General features: G+C 56.4%; 19 protein-coding genes and 2 pseudogenes. 15 read left to right on the forward strand and 6 right to left on the reverse strand.

Annotated elements, in window-relative coordinates; genetic code table 11:
• Positions 1-34: 34 nt before the first annotated feature.
• Positions 35-829 (reverse strand): enoyl-ACP reductase FabI, encoded by a 795-nt coding sequence (gene fabI, locus J8G15_RS04775; RefSeq protein WP_210546403.1) that lies wholly within the window; start codon positions 827-829, stop codon positions 35-37.
• 125 nt (positions 830-954) lie between these two features.
• Between fabI and J8G15_RS04780 the strand changes: the two genes are divergently transcribed.
• The 12 genes from J8G15_RS04780 (at position 955) to J8G15_RS04835 (ending at position 16,930) form a co-directional block, all read left to right on the forward strand.
• A complete protein-coding gene (locus tag J8G15_RS04780; protein ID WP_210546404.1) occupies positions 955-2,751 on the forward strand; it encodes an extracellular solute-binding protein in 1,797 nt (598 codons plus the stop codon).
• Between the two features lie 3 nt (positions 2,752-2,754).
• On the forward strand, positions 2,755-3,783 hold the full coding sequence (locus tag J8G15_RS04785; protein ID WP_210546405.1) for a microcin C ABC transporter permease YejB: 1,029 nt from the start codon (positions 2,755-2,757) through the stop codon (positions 3,781-3,783).
• A complete protein-coding gene (locus tag J8G15_RS04790; RefSeq protein WP_210546406.1) occupies positions 3,749-4,825 on the forward strand; it encodes an ABC transporter permease in 1,077 nt (358 codons plus the stop codon). Before J8G15_RS04785 ends, J8G15_RS04790 begins: the two co-directional genes overlap by 35 nt.
• Positions 4,822-6,432, forward strand: coding sequence for an ABC transporter ATP-binding protein (locus J8G15_RS04795; protein WP_210546407.1), 1,611 nt, complete (start codon positions 4,822-4,824; stop codon positions 6,430-6,432). Before J8G15_RS04790 ends, J8G15_RS04795 begins: the two co-directional genes overlap by 4 nt.
• Before the next feature lie 123 nt (positions 6,433-6,555).
• Positions 6,556-7,170: a ribosome maturation factor RimP gene (rimP, locus tag J8G15_RS04800; protein ID WP_210546408.1), complete on the forward strand. Its 615-nt coding sequence runs from the start codon at positions 6,556-6,558 to the stop codon at positions 7,168-7,170.
• Between the two features lie 22 nt (positions 7,171-7,192).
• Positions 7,193-8,689 (forward strand): transcription termination factor NusA, encoded by a 1,497-nt coding sequence (gene nusA, locus J8G15_RS04805; RefSeq protein WP_210546409.1) that lies wholly within the window; start codon positions 7,193-7,195, stop codon positions 8,687-8,689.
• 24 nt (positions 8,690-8,713) lie between these two features.
• Complete coding sequence (gene infB, locus J8G15_RS04810; RefSeq protein WP_210546410.1) at positions 8,714-11,638, forward strand: translation initiation factor IF-2; 2,925 nt, start codon at positions 8,714-8,716, stop codon at positions 11,636-11,638.
• 16 nt (positions 11,639-11,654) lie between these two features.
• A complete protein-coding gene (gene rbfA, locus J8G15_RS04815) occupies positions 11,655-12,023 on the forward strand; it encodes a 30S ribosome-binding factor RbfA (protein ID WP_210546411.1) in 369 nt (122 codons plus the stop codon).
• A gap of 4 nt (positions 12,024-12,027) precedes the next feature.
• The gene (gene truB / locus J8G15_RS04820; protein ID WP_210546412.1) at positions 12,028-13,011 is read left to right on the forward strand and encodes a tRNA pseudouridine(55) synthase TruB; all 984 of its coding nucleotides are present in this window, start codon (positions 12,028-12,030) and stop codon (positions 13,009-13,011) included.
• A 12-nt stretch (positions 13,012-13,023) separates the two neighbouring features.
• Positions 13,024-14,847 carry a translational GTPase TypA gene (gene typA / locus J8G15_RS04825; RefSeq protein ID WP_210546413.1) on the forward strand — a complete coding sequence of 608 codons (1,824 nt, stop codon included), beginning with the start codon at positions 13,024-13,026 and terminating at the stop codon, positions 14,845-14,847.
• A gap of 80 nt (positions 14,848-14,927) precedes the next feature.
• Positions 14,928-15,803, forward strand: coding sequence for a DMT family transporter (locus tag J8G15_RS04830; RefSeq protein WP_210546414.1), 876 nt, complete (start codon positions 14,928-14,930; stop codon positions 15,801-15,803).
• 26 nt (positions 15,804-15,829) lie between these two features.
• Complete coding sequence (locus tag J8G15_RS04835) at positions 15,830-16,930, forward strand: enoyl-CoA hydratase/isomerase family protein (RefSeq protein ID WP_210546415.1); 1,101 nt, start codon at positions 15,830-15,832, stop codon at positions 16,928-16,930.
• On the opposite strand, the gene J8G15_RS04840 is transcribed toward J8G15_RS04835, so the two are convergent.
• The 3 genes and pseudogenes from J8G15_RS04840 to J8G15_RS04850 form a co-directional block, all read right to left on the reverse strand.
• Positions 16,927-17,505 (reverse strand): anti-sigma factor, encoded by a 579-nt coding sequence (locus tag J8G15_RS04840; protein ID WP_370627492.1) that lies wholly within the window; start codon positions 17,503-17,505, stop codon positions 16,927-16,929. The genes J8G15_RS04835 and J8G15_RS04840 overlap by 4 nt on opposite strands.
• 294 nt (positions 17,506-17,799) lie before the next feature.
• Positions 17,800-18,339: pseudogene (locus J8G15_RS04845) on the reverse strand (RNA polymerase sigma factor).
• A 51-nt stretch (positions 18,340-18,390) separates the two neighbouring features.
• Positions 18,391-18,706 (reverse strand): annotated as a pseudogene (locus tag J8G15_RS04850) (hypothetical protein).
• 140 nt (positions 18,707-18,846) lie between these two features.
• On the opposite strand from J8G15_RS04850, the gene J8G15_RS04855 reads away from it, so the two are divergent.
• Positions 18,847-20,076: an IS256 family transposase gene (locus tag J8G15_RS04855; RefSeq protein WP_210546416.1), complete on the forward strand. Its 1,230-nt coding sequence runs from the start codon at positions 18,847-18,849 to the stop codon at positions 20,074-20,076.
• A gap of 131 nt (positions 20,077-20,207) precedes the next feature.
• On the opposite strand, the gene smpB is transcribed toward J8G15_RS04855, so the two are convergent.
• A complete protein-coding gene (gene smpB, locus J8G15_RS04860) occupies positions 20,208-20,681 on the reverse strand; it encodes an SsrA-binding protein SmpB (RefSeq protein WP_210546417.1) in 474 nt (157 codons plus the stop codon).
• A gap of 68 nt (positions 20,682-20,749) precedes the next feature.
• On the opposite strand from smpB, the gene J8G15_RS04865 reads away from it, so the two are divergent.
• Entirely contained in the window at positions 20,750-21,193 is a 444-nt protein-coding gene (locus tag J8G15_RS04865; RefSeq protein WP_210546418.1) for a type II toxin-antitoxin system RatA family toxin, read from the forward strand.
• Positions 21,183-21,527, forward strand: a complete 345-nt coding sequence (locus J8G15_RS04870; protein ID WP_210546419.1) for an RnfH family protein — start codon at positions 21,183-21,185, stop codon at positions 21,525-21,527. Before J8G15_RS04865 ends, J8G15_RS04870 begins: the two co-directional genes overlap by 11 nt.
• Before the next feature lie 22 nt (positions 21,528-21,549).
• On the opposite strand, the gene J8G15_RS04875 is transcribed toward J8G15_RS04870, so the two are convergent.
• Positions 21,550-22,053, reverse strand: a complete 504-nt coding sequence (locus tag J8G15_RS04875) for a DUF4124 domain-containing protein (RefSeq protein ID WP_210546420.1) — start codon at positions 22,051-22,053, stop codon at positions 21,550-21,552.
• Between the last annotated feature and the right edge of the window lie 56 nt (positions 22,054-22,109).

Genomic DNA, 22,109 nt, shown 5'->3' on the forward strand with positions numbered 1-22,109 from the left:
CTTGATTAACAAGCGCCAGCGTCACTTTTGATACTTAAGCAGCGGGCGTTTCCACCACGGCCACGGCCGTTTGGCTCACGCCGCAATCGACATAAGAAATTTGACCGGTCATGCCAGACGCCAAATCGCTCAGCAAGAACGCGGCCACGTTGCCGACTTCTTCGATCGTGACGTTGCGACGCAAAGGCGACGCGTTGGCAGAAATGGCAAGCAAGCGCCCAAAGTCCTTGATGCCGCTGGCAGCCAGGGTTTTGATGGCACCAGCGCTCAAACCGTTCACGCGCATGCCACGTGGGCCAATGGCGTCGGCCAGGTAGCGCACCGAAGACTCCAGTGAGGCTTTGGCGAGACCCATCGTGTTGTAGCTGGGCACCACGCGAACACCACCGAGGTAAGTCAGTGTCAGCAAAGACGACTTGTCATTGAGGTAGGGCAGGGCGACCTTGGCCATGGCGGGAAAGCTGTAAGCACTGATGTCATGGGCAATGCGGAAGTTCTCGCGGGTGAGCCCGTCCAGAAAGTTGCCGGCAATGGCTTCGCGGGGGGCGAAGCCAATGCTGTGCACAAAACCGTCAAACTTGGGCCAATGGATGGCCAGGTCAGCAAACATCTTCTCAATTTGGGCGTCATCACCCACGTCGCAGTCAAAGATCAGCTTGGAGTTGAAGTCAGCAGCAAACTCGGTAATGCGGTCTTTGAAACGCTCGCCCACATAGCTGAACGCCAGTTCCGCACCCTGCTCATGGCAAGCCTTGGCAATACCGTACGCAATGGAGCGGGTTGACAAAACACCAGTAATCAGCAGTTTTTTTCCCGTCAGGAATCCCATATCGTCCTCTTAATTGGTCAGGTGAATCTTTGTCGTGTAAGTGCCGGCTCAAGCTCACCTGCGGTTTATCACGAGCCCCCAGCGCGCCGCTCTGGCAGTCGCGCAAGTTGATGCAGAATTGTCGCATGCGAAGTCTGCTGTTTTTTGTCCTTCTGGGCCTTGGGTGTCCAGCGTGGTCTGCGCACGGCTACGCCTTGTGGGTTGATTTAAAATATCCGCCGGGTTTTGCCCATTTTGACTACGTCAATCCGCAAGCCCCCAAAGGCGGGGAGTTGCGCCTGGTCAGTAACCTGCGGGTATCGACGTTTGACAAATACAACCCCTTCACCATCAAAGGCGCCTCACCCGCCTACTTGTCGGATTTGATGTTTGACTCCCTCCTGACCAGCGCCATGGATGAGACCGGCGCGGGCTATGGCCTGCTGGCCAATGACGTTGAAGTGGCGGCCGATGGACTGAGCGTGACCTTTCAACTGTCCCCTAAAGCGCGTTTTCACAATGGCGACCCGGTATTGGCGGCGGACGTAAAACACAGTTATGACACGCTGATTGGCCCTTTCACCTCGCCCGGCTACAAGAGCCTGTTGTCCGATGTGGACCGTGTGGAAGTGATTGGTGACCGCACGGTTCGCTACCACTTCAAAAAACCCAGCCGGGAATTGCCGCTGACGGTGGGCGGTTTGCCGGTGTTCAGCCGGCAATGGGGGGTGGAAAACGGCAAAGCCAAGTCCTTTGACCAGGTCGTCACCGACACCCCCATTGGCAGCGGACCCTACAAAATTGGCCCGGTGCGATTCGGCAAAGACATCACCTATGTGCGTGATCCATCCTATTGGGCCCGCGACTTGAATGTCAGACGCGGCAGCAACAACTTTGATCGCATCACGGTCAAAATTTACAAGGACAACACTGCCCGACTCGAAGCGCTCAAAGCGGGAGAGTTCGATTTAATGCGCTTCTTCTCGGCTGGAGACTGGGCGCGGCGAGTCACGGGCAAGCGGTTTGACAGCGGTGAACTGGTGAAAGTGGAGTTTCCGCACCGCCTGCCGACGGGGTTTCAGAGCTATGTGCTCAACACCCGGAAAGAATTTTTGAAAGACGTGCGCGTGCGCCAGGCGCTGGGGCTGGCTTTTGACTATGAATGGCTGAACCGTCAGCTGTTTTACAACGCGTACCAACGCGTCAATGGCTTGTTTGGCAACACGGACTGCCAGGCCAGCGGCTTGCCTGGTCCAGAGGAACTGGCGCTGCTGGCGCCCTGGCGCACTGCGCTGCCAGCGGCCACCTTTGGCCCCATGACCGTGCCGCCGCGCACCGATAGTGATTCGTCCTTGCGGGGCAACTTGCGTCAGGCCAAGGCCTTGTTGAACGAAGCGGGCTGGGCGGTCAAAGACGGGGCGCTGCGCAACGCCAAAGGCGAGGCCTTTGTGCTGGAGTATCTGGACAGCAACGAAGGCAGCGCGCGGGTCGTCACGCCTTGGGCGCGCAACCTGGAAAAACTGGGTATTCAGTTGAATCACCGAGCGGTTGACTTTGCGCTCTACCAGCAACGCTTACAAAAATTTGAATTCGACATGTCTTCATTGGCCTATGGCGGCACCAACAACCCGGGGCAGGAGTACGCCGACCTCTTTGGCTCGGCAGCGGCCGACATCGAGGATTCCGGCAATTTGTCGGGTGTCAAAAACCCTGCCATTGACGCCTTGGTCCAGAAGATGACGGGGGCCAAAAGCGAGGCCGAGTTGTTGCCCGCCTGCCGCGCGCTGGACCGGGTGGTGAGCCACCTTCACTTGCTGATTCCCCAGTGGTCCGCCGGCACGCACCGCATGGTTTACAACAGCTGGCGCTTGGCCAAACCGGGCGCCATGCCGCCCTACGCACCGGGCGAAGCCTGGGTGATCGACACTTGGTGGGCCAAATAAACCATGCTGGCCTACATCCTTAAACGCATTCTGTTGATGATCCCGACGCTGTTTGGCGTGTTGCTGATCACCTTCTTGGTGGTTCAGTTCGTGCCGGGCGGGCCCGTTGAGCAGTACATGGCCGAAGCGCGAGCAGGCACCGGCGTTAGCGCAGAGGGCGGCGGCCTGAGTTACCGCGGCGCACAGGGTGTGGACCCGAAGCGGCTGGAGCAAATCAAGGCTTTGTATGGTTTTGACAAACCTGCGCATGAGCGGTTTTTCCAGATGTTGAGCCAATTTGCCCGGTTTGACCTGGGCACCAGCTTCTTTCAGAACAAAGAGGTGTCACAACTTCTTTGGGAAAAGCTGCCGGTCTCGATCAGCTTGGGGCTGTGGACGTTTTTCATCAGCTACCTGATTGCCGTGCCGCTGGGCGTGGCCAAAGCGGTGCGGGCAGGCACGCGGTTCGACTTGGTCACGACTTTGCTGGTATTGGTGGGTTATGCCATTCCGGGCTTCGTTCTGGGCGTGGCGATGCTGGTTATCTTCGGCGGCCAGTTGCAATGGTTTCCCCTGCGAGGTTTGACTTCCAGCAACTGGGATGATCTGACTTGGGGTGCGCGCATCGTAGACTACCTCTGGCACATTGCCATGCCGGTTACTGCGATGGTGCTGGGCAGCTTCGCGGTCACCACCATGCTCACCAAAAATGCTTTTCTGGAAGAGATTCGCAAACAATATGTGGTGACGGCACGTGCCAAGGGGCTGGATGAGCGCCAAGTGTTGTGGCGCCATGTGTTTCGAAACGCCTTGATTCCCATCATCACCGGCTTTCCGGCCGCCTTCATCGGCGCGTTCTTCACGGGCTCGCTGCTGATTGAGACCCTGTTTTCGCTCGATGGGCTGGGTTTGCTCAGCTATGAGAGCGTTATTCGCAGGGATTACCCGGTGGTGCTGGGCACCTTGTTTTTCTTCACGCTGATTGGTTTGGTGACCAAACTGATTTCCGATTTGTCTTATGTCTGGGTGGATCCGCGTGTCAAGTTCGACTGAGTCAGCCCACAACCGACCCAGCCAAAGCCCTTCGCGCCGGGCATGGTTGCGCTTCAAGCGCAATCGATTGGGCTATTGGAGCGGAGTGGTTTTTTGCGTGCTGGTTCTCATCAGCCTCGGGGCCGAACTGGTCTCCAACGACCGTCCGCTGATCGTCCGCTATGAAGGACAAACCTATTTCCCGATGGTGATGGACTATCCTGAAAAGGTGTTCGGTGGTGATTTTGAAACGGCCACCGACTACCTGGACCCCTTTATTCAAGAGCGCCTGCGCCTGGACGGCAATTGGGCGGTCTTTGCCCCGAACCGCTACGGCCCCAAGACGCTGAATTACTTTGCCAAGGAGCCGAACCCTTCGGCGCCGACCCGGGACAACTGGCTCGGCACTGACGACCGGGGACGTGATTTGCTGGCCCAGCTGCTGTACGGCTTTCGCGTCAGCGTGCTGTTTGCTCTGGCGTTGACGGTGACGGGCACCTTGTTGGGCATCATCACGGGGGCTATTCAAGGCTTTTTTGGTGGCAAGACGGATTTGGCGTTTCAGCGCTTTATTGAAATCTGGAGCGCCATGCCAGAGCTTTACCTGCTGATCATCTTCAGCGCCGTCTTTGCGCCCAGTCTGGGCTTGTTGCTGGTGCTGTTGAGTCTGTTTGGGTGGATGGGCTTGTCCGATTACGTCAGGGCTGAGTTTTTGCGCAACCGCCAACTGGACTATGTTCGCGCCGCCCGTGCGCTTGGCGTCAGTAACTGGCACATCATCACCCGCCACTTGCTTCCCAACAGCCTGACCCCGGTCGTCACCTTTCTGCCGTTTCGCATGAGCGGCGCCATTCTGGCGCTGACCTCGCTGGATTTTCTCGGGCTGGGCGTGCCACCGGGTACGCCTTCGCTGGGTGAACTGTTGTCTCAGGGCAAAAACAATATTGACGCATGGTGGATATCCCTTTCGACCTTTTCGGTGCTGGTGGTGACGCTGCTGCTGCTTACCTTCATGGGCGATGCGCTTCGCGACGCGCTCGACCCCAGAAAGGCCCAGTCATGACCCAAGTCGCACCTTTGCTGGAAGTCAAGCAACTGACGGTGTCTTTTGGCGGCCATGCCGTGGTCCACGGGATTGACTTTCACATCGCACCCGGCGAAAAACTGGCGCTGGTGGGTGAATCCGGCTCCGGAAAGACCGTGACAGCCCTGAGTTTGCTGAGGTTGGTTCAGGACGCGCAGTTAAGCGGGCAATGTCTGTTTGGAGGGCGTGACCTGGTGTCACTGCCCGAGAGAGAGATGCGGGCGCTGCGGGGGCAAGACATTTCGATGATCTTCCAGGAGCCGATGACCGCGCTCAACCCCCTCTTCACCATCGGCGACCAGATTGCCGAGGTTTTGGAGCTAAAACAAGGTCTAGCCCGCAAAGAAGCTTCACAGACAGCTATTCAATTGATATCAACCACCGGCATCACCGAGCCGCAGAGACGGTCCAGGGCGTATCCACATCAACTGAGTGGCGGACAGCGCCAGCGGGCCATGATCGCCATGGCGCTTGCCTGCAAGCCCCAATTGTTATTGGCCGATGAACCCACTACGGCGCTGGACGTGACGCTGCGAGGCCAGATACTGGACTTGCTGGCCGAGCTTCAAATGAAGAATGGCATGGCGGTCCTGCTGATTACCCATGACTTGAATCTGGTACGCCGTTTTGCGGATCGGGTCATCGTCATGGAAAACGGGCGCATTGTGGAGCAGGGCGACGTTGCCGACGTGTTTAACCAACCGTCACACCCCTATACCCGGCGCTTGATCGACAGCCGGCCCGAGCGTGACACCCATGAACCGGCGGCGCAGGCGAATGCCGAACCGGTGTTGAGCGCACGTGCGCTGCGGGTGGCCTATTCCATTTCTTTACCTAGCCTCTCTGGCTGGTTCCGGCACGGGGAATTCGTCGCCGTCAAAGGTGCTGATTTTGAATTGCCGCCCGGTCAAACCTTGGGGGTCATCGGTGAGTCTGGCTCGGGCAAGTCCACATTGGCGCTGGCGACTCTTGGCCTGCTGCCTTTTGGCGGCGCATTGACCGTTGCCGCCAAGTCATGGGGCGAGGGGACCCTCCAGGATCGGGCCCTTCGAAGCACTGTGCAAGTGGTGTTTCAAGATCCCTTTTCTTCGCTGTCTCCCCGGTTGACGGTCGAAGAAATTGTGGGGGAGGGCTTGTTGGTGCATCAACCTCAGCTTTCAACCGCGGAGCGCCGCGCCCGTGTCGTTGCGGCCCTGGCCGATGTTGGCCTGGGTTCGGGGAGCGGCAACGAGAGCAGCCATGCGCTTTTACAACGCTACCCTCACGAGTTTTCCGGCGGCCAACGCCAACGCCTTGCCATTGCAAGAGCTTTGATCATTGATCCCAAAATCCTGGTTTTGGATGAACCTACCAGCGCGCTTGATGTGACCATTCAGAAACAAGTGCTGCAATTGTTACAGCGCTTGCAGCGCGAACGCGGGCTCAGTTACCTACTCATCACCCACGACGTGGCCGTTATTCGCGCCATGGCCCACCATGTGCTGGTAATGAAAGCAGGGGAGATCGTCGAGTCGGGCCCGGCTGCGACCGTATTGAACACGCCGACTCACGCTTACTCACAGGTATTGCTAGCCGCAGCTGAGTAAAAACGTTCAAAATCAAGGCCTTTTCTACCTTTTTCGAGTACAATCCAAGCTCGCGACCAAACGGGCGGGTATCTACCGCCCGTTTTTTTTGGTCGATTGTTTTTGCACTTCAAGTGGATACACGTGGCGCTCAAGGAAATTGTTGAACAAATTGTGGCCGGTCTAGGCTATGACCTGGTGGAAATAGAACGTTCCGCTGGTGGTCTGCTGCGCATCACAATTGACTTGCCGTGGTCGCCACCCACTGAATCTGATCTGACCGAGCAATTTATCACGGTTGAAGATTGTGAAAAGGTAAATCGCCAGCTTCAGTTCGCACTGGAAGTGGATGCGATCGAATATTCGCGGCTTGAGGTTTCCTCGCCGGGCATTGATCGCCCACTGCGGCATAAGCAGGATTTTGAGCGCTTTGTGGGTCATGTGATTGACATTACCTTGAAGTCGCCCATGGGTGTGGCGGCTGCCGGTCAGGTCAGCGCCAATCGGAAAAAATTTCGGGGCACGCTTGAGCGTGTGCAAGGGGACGACGGCACCACAAGTTGGCAAGTCGTCTGGAGCGATGAGCCGGCTGTCAAGCCAGGGCAGCGTGTGAGCAAAAAGCGCGTACCTGCGCCGCTGCAGGCGCTTGGCTTCACGCTCGACGAATTGCGCGAGTCTCGCTTGGCGCCGATTGTGAGCTTCAAAGGCCGCAGCGACAGCCTGGGGTCCAGTAGCGGTCCCGAAACAAATTTGGTTTGAATTGAAACAGGAGAGTCATGGCATGAATCGCGAAATGTTAATGCTGGTGGAGGCTATCTCACGCGAGAAAAATGTGGAGCGTGATGTGGTTTTTGGCGCTGTCGAAGCAGCGCTGGCACAGGCAACCAAAAAGATCCATGAAGGCGACGTCGATATTCGCGTGGCGCTGGATCGGGACAGCGGAAACTATGAAACGTTTCGCCGCTGGCACGTTGTCCCGGATGAAGCAGGTTTGCAGCTGCCCGATCAGGAAATCCTGTTGTTCGAAGCCAAAGAACAGATCCCTGATATTGAAGTCGATGAATACATCGAAGAGACCATCGAGTCCATGCCCATTGGCCGCATCGGCGCCATGGCGGCCAAGCAGGTTATTTTGCAGAAAATCCGTGATGCGGAACGCGAAATGTTGCTCAACGACTTCATGTCACGTGGTGACAAGATTTTCGTCGGCACCGTCAAGCGCATGGACAAGGGCGACATCATTGTTGAAAGTGGTCGCGTTGAAGGACGCCTGCGTCGCAATGAAATGATCGCAAAGGAAAACCTGCGCATCGGCGACCGGGTTCGCGCGATGATCATGGAAGTGGACTTGACACTGCGTGGCGCACCCATCGTGTTGTCTCGTTCGTCACCAGAATTCATGATCGAGCTTTTCCGCCAGGAAGTGCCCGAGATCGAGCAAGGTTTGCTGGAGATCAAATCCTGCGCCCGTGACTCTGGCTCACGCGCAAAGATCGCTGTGCTATCACATGACAAGCGGGTCGACCCCATCGGCACCTGTGTGGGCGTGCGTGGTACCCGAGTCAATGGCGTGACCAACGAGTTGGCTGGCGAGCGCGTTGACATTGTGCTGTGGAGCGAAGACCCAGCCCAGTTCGTGATTGGTGCTTTGGCACCCGCCAATGTGTCATCCATCGTGGTTGACGAAGAGCGTCACGCCATGGATGTGGTGGTAGACGAGGAAAACTTGGCTATCGCGATTGGTCGCGGCGGACAAAACGTGCGCCTGGCTTCCGAGTTGACGGGCTGGAAGATCAACATTCTGGACGCCGCCGAATCCGCACAGAAGCAGGCAGACGAAACCGATTCCGGCCGCAAGCTTTTCATGGAAAAGCTTGACGTGGACGAGGAAATCGCCGATTTGCTGATTGCAGAGGGCTTTACCAGTCTGGAGCAAGTGGCCTATGTGCCACTCGAGGAAATGCTTGAGATTGAGAGCTTTGACGAGGACACCGCCAATGAGTTGCGGACCCGCGCCAAGGACGCCCTGTTGACGATGGAAATCGCCCACGAAGAGAACGTCGAAAGTGTTGCGCTTGACCTGCGCGACCTGGAAGGCATTTCTCACGAATTGATCGGAAAACTGGCCGACGCAGGCATTCACACCCGTGATGACCTGGCTGACCTGGCCGTTGACGAACTCACTGAAATTACCGGCCAGTCTGCGGACGAGGCCACGACCCTGATCATGAAGGCACGCGAACATTGGTTTACCAATGACGCTGCCTCTCAAGAGTAACGGTTATGAAAGGCTACAAAAAATATGTCCAGTACGACCGTCGCAGAGTTTGCAACCGAACTCAAGAAATCAAACGAAACTCTGCTTGAGCAGTTGAAGGCCGCCGGTGTGGCCAAGTCCATAGCGACTGACACACTGACCGACGCTGACAAGCAGAATTTGTTGAGCTATCTTCAAGCCAGCCATGGCAATGCCGCTGGTGAGCGCAAGAAGATCACGCTTGTTAAAAAATCCACCACTGAGATCAAGCAAGCTGACTCCTCCGGGAAAGCGCGCACGATCCAAGTGGAAGTGCGTAAAAAGCGTACCTTTGTTCGCCGTGAAGATGGCGCCGACCTGCCTGTGGATACCTCCGAGTCAACGCAAGAATCCGATGCCGCATTGGCTCTTGAGACCGCCGAGCTCGCCCGCCGCGAAGTGGAAGCCAGCCGTCAGGCTGAGCTGATCCGCCGCCAAGAGGAAGAACTGGCTGAGCGCCGTCGCCAACGCGAGGAGCAAGAGGCAAAGAATGCTCAGGCTGCAGAAGAGGCCGCCAAAAAGGCAGCCGAAGCTGAAGCCGCTGAAGAAGCAACTAAAAAACTGACTGAGAAAGCCAAACCTGCTGCCGTGACAACTCAGGCCGCAGAGTCTGGATCTGATGTCGCAGGTGTTTCAGACGAAGCCTCGGTGACTGAAGCGATCGCCGCCAAGGCCGAAGCCGTGGTGAAGGCCAAAGTGGCAGCTGCAGAAAAGTCTGCTGCTGAGTCTATCGCCCGTGCCGAAGAAGCGGCCCGTGCCGAAGATCTGGGTGACCGTCGACGCAAAGCAGAGGCAGAAGCCGCTGCGATTCGTCAGATGATGTCCTCACCGGCCAAAAAGGCCCCCCCGGTCAAGAAGCCTGAAGAATTGCGTGCCGAGGCCGCCAAGGCAGCGGGGCTCAAAGGTACATTGCACAAGCCCGTCACGGTGGCCAAGCCAGGTGCACCAGCAACTGGCGCCGGCGCAGCACCTGGTGGTGCAGGCAAGGAAGTCAAGTCAGCCAAGTTGTCGAGCAGCTGGGCGGGTGATCCTGCCAAGAAAAAAGGCATGCCTACTCGCGGCGCGACTGCGACACCAAGCCGTGGCAACAACTGGCGTGCAGGCCCACGTGGGCGACGTGGCAGCAACGATCGCGACGATCACCAACGGACGCCATCGGCACCGGTTGAAGTGCGCATCATTGAAGTTCATGTACCCGAAACTATCACGGTGTCCGAGTTGGCCCACAAGATGGCTGTCAAGGCTTCTGAAGTCATCAAGCACCTGATGAAGCTGGGCCAGATGGTCACGATCAATCAACCACTGGACCAAGACACGGCCATGATTGTGGTTGAAGAGATGGGACATACCGCCATCGTGGCTGAGTTGGACGATCCAGAGGCATTTACTGACGACGAAACCAATTTGCACCAAGCAGAAGCCCTGCCGCGCGCGCCAGTGGTGACCGTGATGGGTCACGTTGACCACGGTAAAACCTCTCTGCTGGACTACATTCGCCGTGCGAAGGTTGTGTCAAGCGAGGCGGGTGGTATCACTCAACACATCGGCGCCTACCACGTGGAAACTCCGCGCGGCATGGTGTCGTTCTTGGACACCCCGGGACACGAGGCGTTTACCGCCATGCGTGCCCGCGGTGCCAAGGCCACTGACATTGTGATTTTGGTGGTTGCTGCGGACGACGGTGTCATGCCGCAAACCAAGGAAGCGATCAAGCACGCCAAGGCGGCTGGTGTTCCTCTGGTCGTGGCGATCAACAAGATCGACAAGCAGGGAGCCAACCCGGATCGCGTTCGCAATGAACTGCTGATTGAAGAGGTCGTTTCCGAAGAACTGGGTGGAGACACACCCTTTGTATCGGTCTCAGCGAAAACCGGTCAAGGCATTGATGACTTGCTCGAGCAAGTGTTGTTGCAAGCCGAGGTGCTGGAGTTGCGCGCACCGGTCGATTCCATGGCCAAAGGTCTGGTGATCGAAGCGCGTCTGGACAAAGGCCGTGGCCCTGTGGCTACCGTTCTGGTTCAGTCGGGTACGTTGAAAGCGGGTGACACTGTGTTGGCTGGCTCCACGTATGGACGTGTTCGCGCCATGCTGGACGAGAATGGTTCGCCCATCAAGACAGCCGGCCCTTCAATCCCTGTTGAAATTCAAGGTTTGACCGAAGTACCGCAAGCGGGTGACGATTTCATGGTGATGCTGGACGAGCGCCGCGCCCGTGAGATTGCAACTTACCGTGCCGGCAAATTCCGCAATACAAAGTTGGCGAAACAGCAGGCGGCGAAGCTGGAGAACATGTTCTCCGACATCTCCGCTGGTGAAGTCAAAATGCTGCCGATCATCATCAAGGCCGACGTACAAGGTTCGCAAGAAGCTCTTGGACAGTCGCTGCTCAAACTGTCGACTGACGAGGTCAAAGTTCAGTTGGTGTACTCAGCAGTCGGCGGTATCAGCGAGTCGGACGTGAATTTGGCAATCGCTGCCAAGGCCGTGATCATTGGCTTCAACACCCGTGCCGATTCTGGCGCGCGCAAGTTGGCCGAAAACAACGGTGTGGACATCCGCTACTACGACATCATTTATGACGCAGTTGACGACTTGAAACTGGCCATGTCGGGCATGCTGACACCGGACAAAAAGGAAGAAGTCATCGGTACTGCCGAGATTCGCCAGGTGTTCAAGGTGTCCAAGATTGGCTCCATTGCCGGTTGTATGGTCACGGCTGGTGTGGTTCGCCGCGCCGCTCGTCTTCGTTTGCTGCGCAACAACATGGTCATCTTCACGGGTGAGCTGGAGTCGCTCAAGCGATTCAAGGACGATGCCAAGGAAGTCAAGGAAAGCTTCGAGTGCGGTTTGAACATCAAGAACTACAACGACATCCAAGAGGGTGACGTGCTGGAGTTCTTCGAGATTCGCGAAATCGCCCGTACGCTTTGATGAAACGGTAAAAGACGTGCGCAAAAAGTCGAATACTCCGAATCGGAGTTTTAAAGTCGCCGATCAGATCCAACGGGATCTGACCGAATTGATCGCTCGCGAGTTGAAAGACCCGCGAGTGGGCATGGTGACGATTCAAGCCGTTGAGGTAACCCCGGATTACGCGCATGCCAAAGTCTTTTTCAGCTTGCTGAACGGCGACCCAAAAGCATGCACGGAAGGTCTGAATCAGGCCGCGGGATTCTTGCGGTCTGGCCTGTTCAAGCGTCTGCATATTCACACGGTGCCGACCCTGCATTTCTTGTTTGATCAGACGACTGAGAAAGCCGCTGACATGAACGCACTGATTGCCCGCGCGGTTGCGTCGCGGGCCAAAGAGGACTAAGCCGATGAATGCGCCACGTGCACGGGTTGCCAGGCGCCCCGTGCATGGGGTGCTCTTGTTGGACAAACCTTTAGGTTGGTCGAGTAATGACGCCTTGCAAAAGGTGAAATGGTTGCTGCGGGCCGAGAAGGCCGGCCACACCGGAACACTTGACCCCCTGGCAACAGGGGTGCTACCTTTGTGTTTTGGTGCGGCCACCAAGTTCAGTCAGCTTCAGTTGGATGCAGACAAAACTTATGAAGCCGTCGCCCGACTCGGGATTAAAACCAGCACGGGTGATGCGGAAGGCGAAGTGTTGCAAACCCGTGAGGTGAATGTTTCAGAGCAAGACCTTCAAGGTGTTGCCCCACAGTTCACCGGCCCAATTCGGCAGATCCCGCCCATGCACAGTGCGTTAAAGAAAGATGGCAAGGCGTTGTATGAATATGCGCGCGCTGGCCTAGTGGTCGAGCGTGAAGCACGGGAAGTTACCATTCATGCGTTAAATATGACGCTAACGCAGGCGGATCAAGCGCAACCAGCTATCAATATGATAGTTAAGTGCAGCAAAGGGACCTACATCCGAACACTGGGTGAAGATGTGGGCGAAGCGCTGGGTTGTGGTGCTCATCTGAGCGCGCTGCGAAGAATTGAAACTGGTGGCTTTACGGTCGCACAAAGTGTGACCCTTGAGGCGCTGGAGGCCATGAGTGAGGCCGAGAGATTGAACTGCCTGATGCCTGTGGAGTCCTTGTTGGGCGAACACACAGTTGTCACGCTGGACAGTGAGAATGCAGGACGTTTCCTGAGCGGTGTACGCCGCCGGGGCGGCTGGTCGGACGATGAGAAAGTAGCCGTTTACGGTGAATCGCCTCACGCCCTGCTGGGAACGGCCCACACCAAGGGCGGCGAACTGATACCGGGGCGGCTATTGAGCCCGATTGAAATAGAGCAAATATTGGCTGGTGTCGCGACAAGCGCCCCGAGTACAGAGTTTGAGAAGATTTAAGAGAAAGCAATCATGAGCATTAAACAAATCCGAAATATCGCCATCATCGCGCACGTTGACCATGGCAAAACCACCATGGTTGACCAGTTGCTGCGCCAGTCCGGCACCTTTGCCGAACACGAAAAAATAGTCGACACAGTGATGGACAACAACGCCATTGAAAAAGAACGTGGCATCACGATTCTGGCCAAGAACTGCGCTGTTACCTGGATGGGCACCCACATCAATATTGTGGACACCCCCGGACACGCGGACTTCGGTGGCGAGGTCGAGCGCGCACTGTCCATGGTTGACGGCGTTGTGCTGTTGATCGACGCGCAAGAAGGCCCCATGCCACAAACCCGCTTTGTGACCAAGAAGGCTTTGGCCCTTGGCTTGAAGCCAATTTTGGTCGTGAATAAAGTAGATAAGCCAGGCGCACGCCCTGACTTCGTGGTCAATGCCGCTTTTGACTTGTTTGACAAACTCGGCGCGACTGACGAACAGCTTGATTTCCCGGTGGTCTACGCTTCGGGTATCAATGGTTGGTCGTCAATGGAAGAGGGCCCACAAGGTGAGCAGTGGGGTCCAGACATGTCTGCCCTGTTCAACACTGTGCTGTCCCACGTTCCGGCCCAAAAAGGTGACCCTGCCGCGCCATTGCAGCTGCAGATTTCCGCCCTTGACTTTTCGACGTTCGTCGGTCGAATAGGTGTTGGCCGTATCAGCCAAGGCACGATCAAGCCCATGATGGATGTAGTGGTCATGGAAGGTCCGGACGGCAAACCCGTCAAAGGCCGTATTAACCAAGTTTTGACTTTCCAGGGCCTGGAGCGTGTTCAGGCGACTGAAGCCGGCCCCGGTGAAATCGTTTTGATCAACGGTCTGGGTGACATCGGTATCGGGGTGACGATCACTGATCCAGTCAACCCGATGCCCCTGCCTATGCTCAAGGTGGACGAGCCTACATTGACCATGAACTTCTGCGTTAACACCAGCCCCCTGGCCGGTCGCGAAGGCAAGTACGTGACCAGCCGTCAGATCTGGGACCGTCTGCAAAAAGAACTGCAACACAACGTGGCTTTGCGCGTCAGCGAAACAGACGAAGAAGGTATCTTCGAAGTCATGGGCCGCGGCGAGCTACACCTGACCATTCTGCTGGAAAACATGCGTCGTGAAGGTTACGAGTTGGCCGTCTCCAAGCCACGCGTTGTGTTTCGTGACGTGAACGGTGAAAAGCACGAGCCGATCGAGCTGGTGACCGCGGATATTGAAGAGATCCACCAAGGTGGCGTGATGCAAGCCCTGGGTGAGCGCAAAGGGGATTTGGTCAACATGGAGTCCGACGGCCGTGGTCGTGTGCGACTTGAATACCGTATTCCCGCGCGTGGTTTGATCGGTTTCACCAATGAATTTCTGAACTTGACCCGCGGTAGCGGTTTGATTTCCAACATTTTTGACAGCTACGAAGCCCATAAAGGTGAAATCGGCGGCCGTAAAAACGGTGTGTTGATTTCCATGGATGCGGGCGAGATCTTTACTTACGCCTTGGGCAAGTTGGACGACCGCGGCCGTATGTTCGTAAAGCCGAACGACCCCGTGTACGAAGGCATGATTGTGGGTATCCACAGTCGTGACAACGATCTGGTGGTGAACGCCACCCGTACCAAGCAGTTGACCAACTTCCGCGTCAGCGGCAAGGAAGATGCGATCAAGATCACACCGCCGATTGACTGCACATTGGAGTACGGCGTGGAATTCATCGAGGACGACGAGCTGGTTGAGATCACACCCAAGTCGATTCGCCTGCGTAAGCGTTACCTGACCGAAAGCGAACGCAAGCGCGCTGGCCGTTAATTCTTAGTCAAGCAGACTAAAGTTCCGACTTGCATCGGACACAAAGCGGGCTTTGCAGCCCGCTTTTTTTTGGATTTTTCATGAAACTGAGCCACAACCGGGCGGTTCTAGTGATGGTGGCAGTGACCCTGATGTGGTCTATTGCTGGCGTGGTTACGCGCCATCTGGAACACGCACAGCGATTTGAAGTCACCTTTTGGCGCAGCTTCTTCACCGTGCTGTCCTTGTTGGTGATCTTGCCCTGGTTTCAAGGGCGAGAGGTGTTTCGGCGCATTGGTCGTGCCGAAGCGGCGTTGTGGATTTCTGGGGTGTGCTGGTGCGGCATGTTTACCTTTTTCATGCTGGGCATCACCATGATCAGCGTCGCCAATGTACTCATCACCATGTCGCTCGGGCCACTGTTGACCGCGCTAGCCGCCCGCATTTTCATCGGGCACCGGATTCCTGAGCGGACCTGGGTCGCCATCGTGGTGGCGGGATGTGGCATTGGCTATATTTACGGCAGCCAGTTAACCAAAGGCGCCAGTCTGACCGGCACGATGGTGGCCCTGGCGGTTCCCATCTCTGCGGCGGCCAATTGGACCGTCATGCAACACGCCCACGCCAAAGGAAAGGATGTGGACTTATTGCCGGCGGTATTGATCGGTGCGTTTCTGTCGGCGCTGATCATGCTGCCTCTGGCGCTGCCGTTTCAGGCATCGGCGTTTGACTTGACGCTGCTGGCGGGCTTGGGCCTGTTTCAATTGGCCATTCCCTGCACCTTGGCGGTGATCTGCGCCCGTGTGCTCAAAGCGCCAGAAGTGTCGCTACTGGGCTTGCTGGAGGTGGTTTTTGGTATTTTGCTGGCCTGGTTGGGCGCCAATGAGGTGCCTGGCCCGAATGTATTGGCTGGGGGCACATTGGTAATTGGCGCCCTCGTCGTAAATGAATTAATTGGATGGAGACAAAGACGATGACGCAAGCAACGGAGAACCCCACAGATATGAACAACAAAGACGTGTTGACCGAGGTGCGGGGCCAAGTGGGCCTAATCACATTGAATCGGCCCAAGGCCTTGAATGCCTTGTCATTGGGCATGATTCGCTCATTGACAGCCTGCCTGCTGGCATGGCGCGACGACGCGACGGTGAAAGCCGTCGCCATTCGTGGAAGCAACAAAAATGGCGTCTTTGGCGGATTCTGCGCTGGCGGGGACATACGTTTCTTTCACAAAGCAGCTTTGGCTGGCAATGCGGAGCTGGATGACTTTTTTACTGAAGAGTACGCCCTCAACCACCTGATTCACAACTTCCCTAAACCCTATATTGCTTTCATGGATGGCATTGTGATGGGCGGCGGCATGGGTATCAGCCAAGGAGCGAAGGTTCGTATCGTGACGAAAACCACAAAAATGGCGATGCCAGAGACTCATATTGGTCTCTTTCCTGATGTCGGGGGTGGCTACTTTCTGAGCCGCTGTCCAGGACACAGCGGCGAGTACCTCGCCCTGACCGGAGAATTGCTGGGCGCAGGCGGCGCATTGACTTTTGGCCTGGCCGATCAGTGTTTTGATGCGGAAAAACTGCCAACAGCGTGGGAGACGCTCACCCAACTGGATTGGGGCCAGTCGAACAGTTTGAGTGAATGGGTTGCTATGCATTCAATAGCTTCCCCCGCTCATTCTGCGCCAGTTGATGCAAAAATTGACCTTATTTTCTCACTGCCAGACGTCACAGCCATGATTCAAGCCCTTGAGGCTGATGCCAGCGACTGGGCGCAGCACACGGCTGCCACGCTGCGCAAGCGGTCGCCCCTCATGCTGCATGTCTCCTTGGCCCAGGTCCGAAAAGCCCGTGAACTCAACCTGGCCGATGACCTGCGCATGGAGCGCGACATGGTGCGCCATTGTTTTCATCCCACCCACCTGAGTCGCAGTCCCTTGCAAAGTGAGACCGTCGAGGGAATTCGCGCCTTGGCGGTGGACAAAGACCACGCCCCGCAATGGAATCCCCAGCGCATCGAAGAAGTCACTCCGGCAATGGTTGACCCCTTCTTTGCAAGCCCCTGGCCGGCACAGGCGCACCCATTGAGAGACCTAAACTAACGGTTCAAAGTCGGCTCAGCGCCCTCAAGCTGCCGATAGACCGTCTCAGCGACCTTCAGCAATTCGGCGCGGGGCAGAGTGCCCGCCAAGGCGTAGCCAAACCCTTGGTCCACCCAGTAGAAGCTCGGGGAAGCGCCGTCGTCCAGATACTTGAAGGCGGTCACCTGCGTATCTACGCTACCTGCGGCCGCATCGACAGCGCCCAGATACAGCGTGAGGCGTAGACCGTCAACGTTTTGAAACATGAATTGGGCACGAGCACCTGACTCTCCAGGCAGCAGACGGCCGCCCACCAATTCAAACCCGAGCGCTGTCAACTGCGGAACCTTGAGCGGCTTGTTCAAGCGCTTGGACAGCCACTTGACCAAGTGTTCCTGCTCAGCCGCAGCCACTTCCACAGGATGTCGCACCTCCGGGCTGTATACAGCGTGGGCTACAGCAGCCTGGCGGGCAAATGCCAGGTTCGAAGACACTGTTGCCAGTCTCTGAGGCTGTGTATTTCTCCCGGCCTCGCTCAACCAGGCCGAGTGGGACACCCAACCCACCGTAAAAGCCAGACAAACGCTGGCCGCCATGCCCCCCCCAGCGGCCCCAAGCAGCAGAACTGTGCGGTGCGGCACTCGGAATGACCGTGTTGATGAGGGTGCTTGGGATGGGTTCATCCACGATGCCCTGATAAAGCTGCTTCAATGCAAGCCGTTGTTGTTGCCACTTCAGCAAAGTAGCTTGGGCCGCCGGATCATGCTACAGGCGAACCTCAAATGCCACCCGTTCACGGGAGGGCACCTGTCCGTCCACCAGTGCATGGATTTCTTCATCAGTTAGCGGTTGGTAGGTCTTTCTGTTCATGGTGAATTCATTGACTTATTTCAGACGTTGCAGCATCGGTGTCGTTTTCTTTTTTGGGCGTCGGCCTCTGAATGGGAAGAACTGGTGGCAGGTGCATCCATCATCTCCTGCAAACGGTGGCGCGCGCGAGACAGCCGTGACATCACCGTCCCCAGCTGAATGGCCAGTATCTTGGCCACTTCGGCGTAACTCATTTCCTCAACACCCACTAGCAGCAATACCGCACGCTGGTCCTCGGGCAACCGGGCCAAGCACCGTTGCAGGTCCAGTGTTGCGCCGACAGAGGAGGGTGCCGCCAACTCAGGCGCCACATCATCGACGTCAAACATGGGCGCCTGGTTCCGTGGAGTGGCTTTGCGAACCTGATAGGCATAGACATTGTGCATAACCGTGAACAGCTATGCCCTCAGGTCAGAGCCCACAATCCATAGACTCCATTTGCGGCATGCCCTTTCCAAGGTGTCCTGGACCAAGTCATCAGCGGCCCAGGAATTGCCAGTCAGGGCTCTGGCATATCGACGCAAGCTGGGAATCTGATCGACGATGAGCTGACGGTTCATGCCCAAGATGTCTCAAATCGTGACGGTTTGAAGTTCATCGTCGAATGAAGATCAAGGCTTGGCGGTTTGCCACACCTTGTTGACAACATCACCCGTTTTATCGCCAGGTTTGCTGTCTTTAACCCAGTAGTAAACCGGTTTGCCTTTGACGGCCCATTGCTTGGAACCGTCGTCGCGGGTGATGACCGTGAAGTCGCCACTGGCCTGGTCGGTGGCGCTGACCATCAGCGGTGGCCAATTGGTGGCACAGGGGCCGTTACAAACAGACTTTCCGCTACCCTCCGCATCTTTGTCAAAGGTATACAGCGTCATGCCATTGGGACCAACCAGCACCCCCACCGGCAACAGTTGCCGGCGATGCAGCCATGGCAGCACAGCCGCCCAGCAGGGCCAATGTGAATGCGACGGCGATGAAGGAACGGGACTTGAGTTTCATGAGTGGAGGGTGTAAGAAGTTTTGTGTAAACGGTTATTTGGCAGGAAACTGCTGTCTTGCATGGAGCCGAGATGACCGTAGAGATGAAACCCTTACCCGCCGAGCTGATTGACGCCCTGTTGGCCGACTACAAAAAGCCCGAAGACCTGATTGGCCAGAATGGCCTCTTGACGCAGCTCACCAAAGCCTTGGTCGAGCGAGCTTTGCAAGCCGAATTGACCGGCCACCTGGGTCACGGCAAGAACCAGTTGGTTGCCAATGAAGCGGGCAACACCCGCAACGGGTGCAGCAAGAAAACGCTCAAAGGCGATTTTGGCCAGCTACCCATAGAAATCCCCCGTGACCGCGCCGGCACCTTCGAGCCCCAACTGATTGGCAAACACCAGACCCGCTGGAGCGGCTTTGACGACAAGATACTGTCGCTGTATGCCCGAGGCATGACGGTACGCGAGATTCAAGGCCATCTGCAGGAGATGTACGGCGCCGAAGTGTCTCCTACCCTGATTTCATCCGTGACCGACGCCGTCATGGACGAGGTCAAAGCCTGGCAGTCGCGCCCCTTGGAGGCGCTGTACCCCATCGTCTACATGGACTGCATTCACGTCAAGGTGCGCGACAACGGTACTGTGCGGGTCAAGGCCCTGTACTTGGCCATTGGCGTCAACCTGGACGGCCTCAAAGAGGTACTGGGCCTGTGGATGGCCCAAACCGAAGGGGCCAAGTTCTGGCTGCAGGTGGTGACTGAACTGAAGAATCGGGGCGTGGCTGACATCTTTATCGCCTGCGTAGATGGGCTCAAAGGTTTCCCTGACGCCATTGAGGCAGTCTTCCCCAAGGCGACGGTGCAGCTTTGCATTGTTCACATGGTGCGTCACAGCCTGAACTTCGTGGGGTGGAAACAGCGCAAGGAAGTCGCCGCGGATTTGCGGCTGATTTACGCTGCGCCCACTGAATCCGAAGCTGAGCGACAACTCACGGCATTCGAGGTCAAATGGGACGATTCCTTCGCTCCGATTGGGCGCTCCTGGCGGCGCAACTGGACACACTTGATACCGTTCTTTGAATACCCGCCAGACATCCGAAAAGTGATTTACACGACCAACGCCATTGAGTCCGTGAACATGAGCCTGCGCAAAATAACCAAGACCCGCGGCTCGTTCCCATCTGAGGACGCAGTGTTCAAGCTGTTCTATCTGGCACTGAACAACATCAGCCAGAAATGGACGATGCCGATTCGGGATTGGAAGGCTGCTCTGAACCGCTTTACCATTCAGCTTGACGAGCGCATGCAGCGCGTCTAACTTAACCGCCGTTTACACAAAATTCGGGACACCCTCCATGAGTGTGTCCTGGAAATTGAATGCAAACCAATCGTTGCACAGACACAAACACCAAGAGCGCCCGGTTTATTCCCACGCGGGCCAAATATTTTTTAACGCTGTCGACTCTTCATGGCCCGCTCGACCTCTCGCTTGCCCTCGCGGTCTTTGATCGTGTCGCGTTTGTCGTGCTCGGCCTTGCCTTTGGCCAGCGCAATTTCACATTTGATCTTGCCTGCCTTCCAATGCAGGTTGATCGGCACCAGGGTGTAGCCCTTTTGCTCCACCTTGCCAATCAGCCGCTTGATTTCCTCCTTGTGCAGCAACAGCTTTTTGGTGCGAACCTTGTCGGGACTGATGTGAGTAGAGGCTGTATTCAAAGGGTGAATTTGAAGCCCAATCAAGAACAACTCGCCCTGACGAATAACCACATAGCCGTCCGTCAACTGCACCTTGCCGGCGCGAAGCGACTTGACCTCCCAACCTTCCAGGACAAGGCCCGCTTCAAGACGATCTTCAAAGAAATAGTTGTAAGCGGCCTTTTTATTGTCAGCAATTCGGGCAGCGGTGTCAGGTTTTTTGGCCATGGCGTGAAGTTGGGGTTGTCTGTCGTGCGTTCAAGGCTTGTCTACAATCCCGCGCAGACCCCTATTCTATGAAAACCGTTAGCAAGTCCGTTCTTATCTGGTACAGCCCGCAAGAAATGTATATTCTTGTCACTGAGGTTGGCCAATACCCTCAATTTTTACCTTGGTGCGACCATGCCAAGGTGATCTCTGAAGATGAAGCCGGCATGACGGCCGAAGTAGGCATCTCCTTCAGTGGAGTGCGCCAAACCTTCACGACTCGAAACGAACACACCCTAGATCGGCAAGTCGCCATGAAGCTCGTGGACGGCCCCTTCTCACGCTTGGACGGCGAGTGGAACTTTGTTCCACTAGGCGACGGCAGTCAGCGGGCCTGCCGGGTTGAGCTGACACTGAACTACGGATTCAAAAACGCCACACTGGGAAAACTGGTTGGCCCCGTGTTCGACAAAATCGCGAGCAGCCTCGTCGATGCCTTCGTCAAACGAGCGACCCAAGTTTATGGCGAGTGAACTGATTCAAATTACATTGGTCTACTCGCCCACGCCACGGGTTGTGCGAGAGCAAATAATGGGCGTGCCCGACGGAACGACTGTCCATCAAGCGCTGATGAGGTCGGTGTTGGTGGTGGAATACCCAGACTTGCTAAACGACGAGACACAGATCGGAATTTGGGGGCGTCTGTCAAATTTGACTCAGATTCTGAGAGACAAAGACCGGATTGAAGTTTATAGACCACTCACCGTTGACCCCAAGGTGGCGCGACGCGAGCGCTTTACCAAGCAGGGCGCCAAAGCAGCCGGACTTTTCGCCAAAAAACGCCTAGGGGCAAAGGCTGGCTACTGATCCCAGCAACCCATGGAAGTGCCTAGCGGCAGTCTGTGTCGATGATGGTTTGAATGCGCTTGGTCTCGTTCGCACGGGCAGCGTCGTCCATCACTTCCCGCTCACCCTTGGCGTTTTGGCGGGCCACCCGCACACCAGAGTCAAACGTTGCCATGGCCTGTTTGGCACGGGCACAATTTTCACCACGTGCCTTCAACGCCTTCTCTTCCTCTGCCTTCTTCTTGGCGGCCTCAGCATCCTCTGCTTGCTTCTTTTTCTCTAGCAGGTCTTTGTCAACACCACTCAACTGCGGTGTGTTGGCGCTCTGTTTGGCAGGAAGAACCTGGACGGACTCCGCTGGGGCAGCAGGTTGCTGCACCGACCGTCCATGTGGCCGCCTTACGATGTCTTTGTCCAGAATATCCGAGGGGGGCGGTCGATCGCTGAAAATTTTGCGACCGTCTTTGTCGGTCCATTGCCATTGCGCCAACGCAGAGGTGGCGACAAGACAAGTTAGCCCAAGGGTAATAAGCCGATATACATTCATGAGCTGAGTTTAATGCCCCGTCAGGTCAACTTCAAAGCGAAAATTGCGGCGATTAA

The organism is Rhodoferax sp. PAMC 29310, from assembly GCF_017948265.1.
Lineage (GTDB): Bacteria > Pseudomonadota > Gammaproteobacteria > Burkholderiales > Burkholderiaceae_C > Rhodoferax.

What these genes read in the sequence shown, in the direction of transcription:
- fabI (WP_210546403.1), bottom strand. Translation starts at nt 829, where the DNA reads ATGGGATTCCTGACGGGAAAAAAACTGCTGATTACTGGTGTTTTGTCA.
- J8G15_RS04780 (WP_210546404.1), top strand. Translation starts at nt 955, where the DNA reads ATGCGAAGTCTGCTGTTTTTTGTCCTTCTGGGCCTTGGGTGTCCAGCG.
- J8G15_RS04785 (WP_210546405.1), top strand. Translation starts at nt 2,755, where the DNA reads ATGCTGGCCTACATCCTTAAACGCATTCTGTTGATGATCCCGACGCTG.
- J8G15_RS04790 (WP_210546406.1), top strand. Translation starts at nt 3,749, where the DNA reads ATGTCTGGGTGGATCCGCGTGTCAAGTTCGACTGAGTCAGCCCACAAC.
- J8G15_RS04795 (WP_210546407.1), top strand. Translation starts at nt 4,822, where the DNA reads ATGACCCAAGTCGCACCTTTGCTGGAAGTCAAGCAACTGACGGTGTCT.
- nusA (WP_210546409.1), top strand. Translation starts at nt 7,193, where the DNA reads ATGAATCGCGAAATGTTAATGCTGGTGGAGGCTATCTCACGCGAGAAA.
- infB (WP_210546410.1), top strand. Translation starts at nt 8,714, where the DNA reads ATGTCCAGTACGACCGTCGCAGAGTTTGCAACCGAACTCAAGAAATCA.
- truB (WP_210546412.1), top strand. Translation starts at nt 12,028, where the DNA reads ATGAATGCGCCACGTGCACGGGTTGCCAGGCGCCCCGTGCATGGGGTG.
- typA (WP_210546413.1), top strand. Translation starts at nt 13,024, where the DNA reads ATGAGCATTAAACAAATCCGAAATATCGCCATCATCGCGCACGTTGAC.
- J8G15_RS04830 (WP_210546414.1), top strand. Translation starts at nt 14,928, where the DNA reads ATGAAACTGAGCCACAACCGGGCGGTTCTAGTGATGGTGGCAGTGACC.
- J8G15_RS04835 (WP_210546415.1), top strand. Translation starts at nt 15,830, where the DNA reads ATGAACAACAAAGACGTGTTGACCGAGGTGCGGGGCCAAGTGGGCCTA.
- J8G15_RS04840 (WP_370627492.1), bottom strand. Translation starts at nt 17,505, where the DNA reads ATGGCGGCCAGCGTTTGTCTGGCTTTTACGGTGGGTTGGGTGTCCCAC.
- J8G15_RS04855 (WP_210546416.1), top strand. Translation starts at nt 18,847, where the DNA reads ATGACCGTAGAGATGAAACCCTTACCCGCCGAGCTGATTGACGCCCTG.
- smpB (WP_210546417.1), bottom strand. Translation starts at nt 20,681, where the DNA reads ATGGCCAAAAAACCTGACACCGCTGCCCGAATTGCTGACAATAAAAAG.
- J8G15_RS04865 (WP_210546418.1), top strand. Translation starts at nt 20,750, where the DNA reads ATGAAAACCGTTAGCAAGTCCGTTCTTATCTGGTACAGCCCGCAAGAA.
- J8G15_RS04870 (WP_210546419.1), top strand. Translation starts at nt 21,183, where the DNA reads ATGGCGAGTGAACTGATTCAAATTACATTGGTCTACTCGCCCACGCCA.
- J8G15_RS04875 (WP_210546420.1), bottom strand. Translation starts at nt 22,053, where the DNA reads ATGAATGTATATCGGCTTATTACCCTTGGGCTAACTTGTCTTGTCGCC.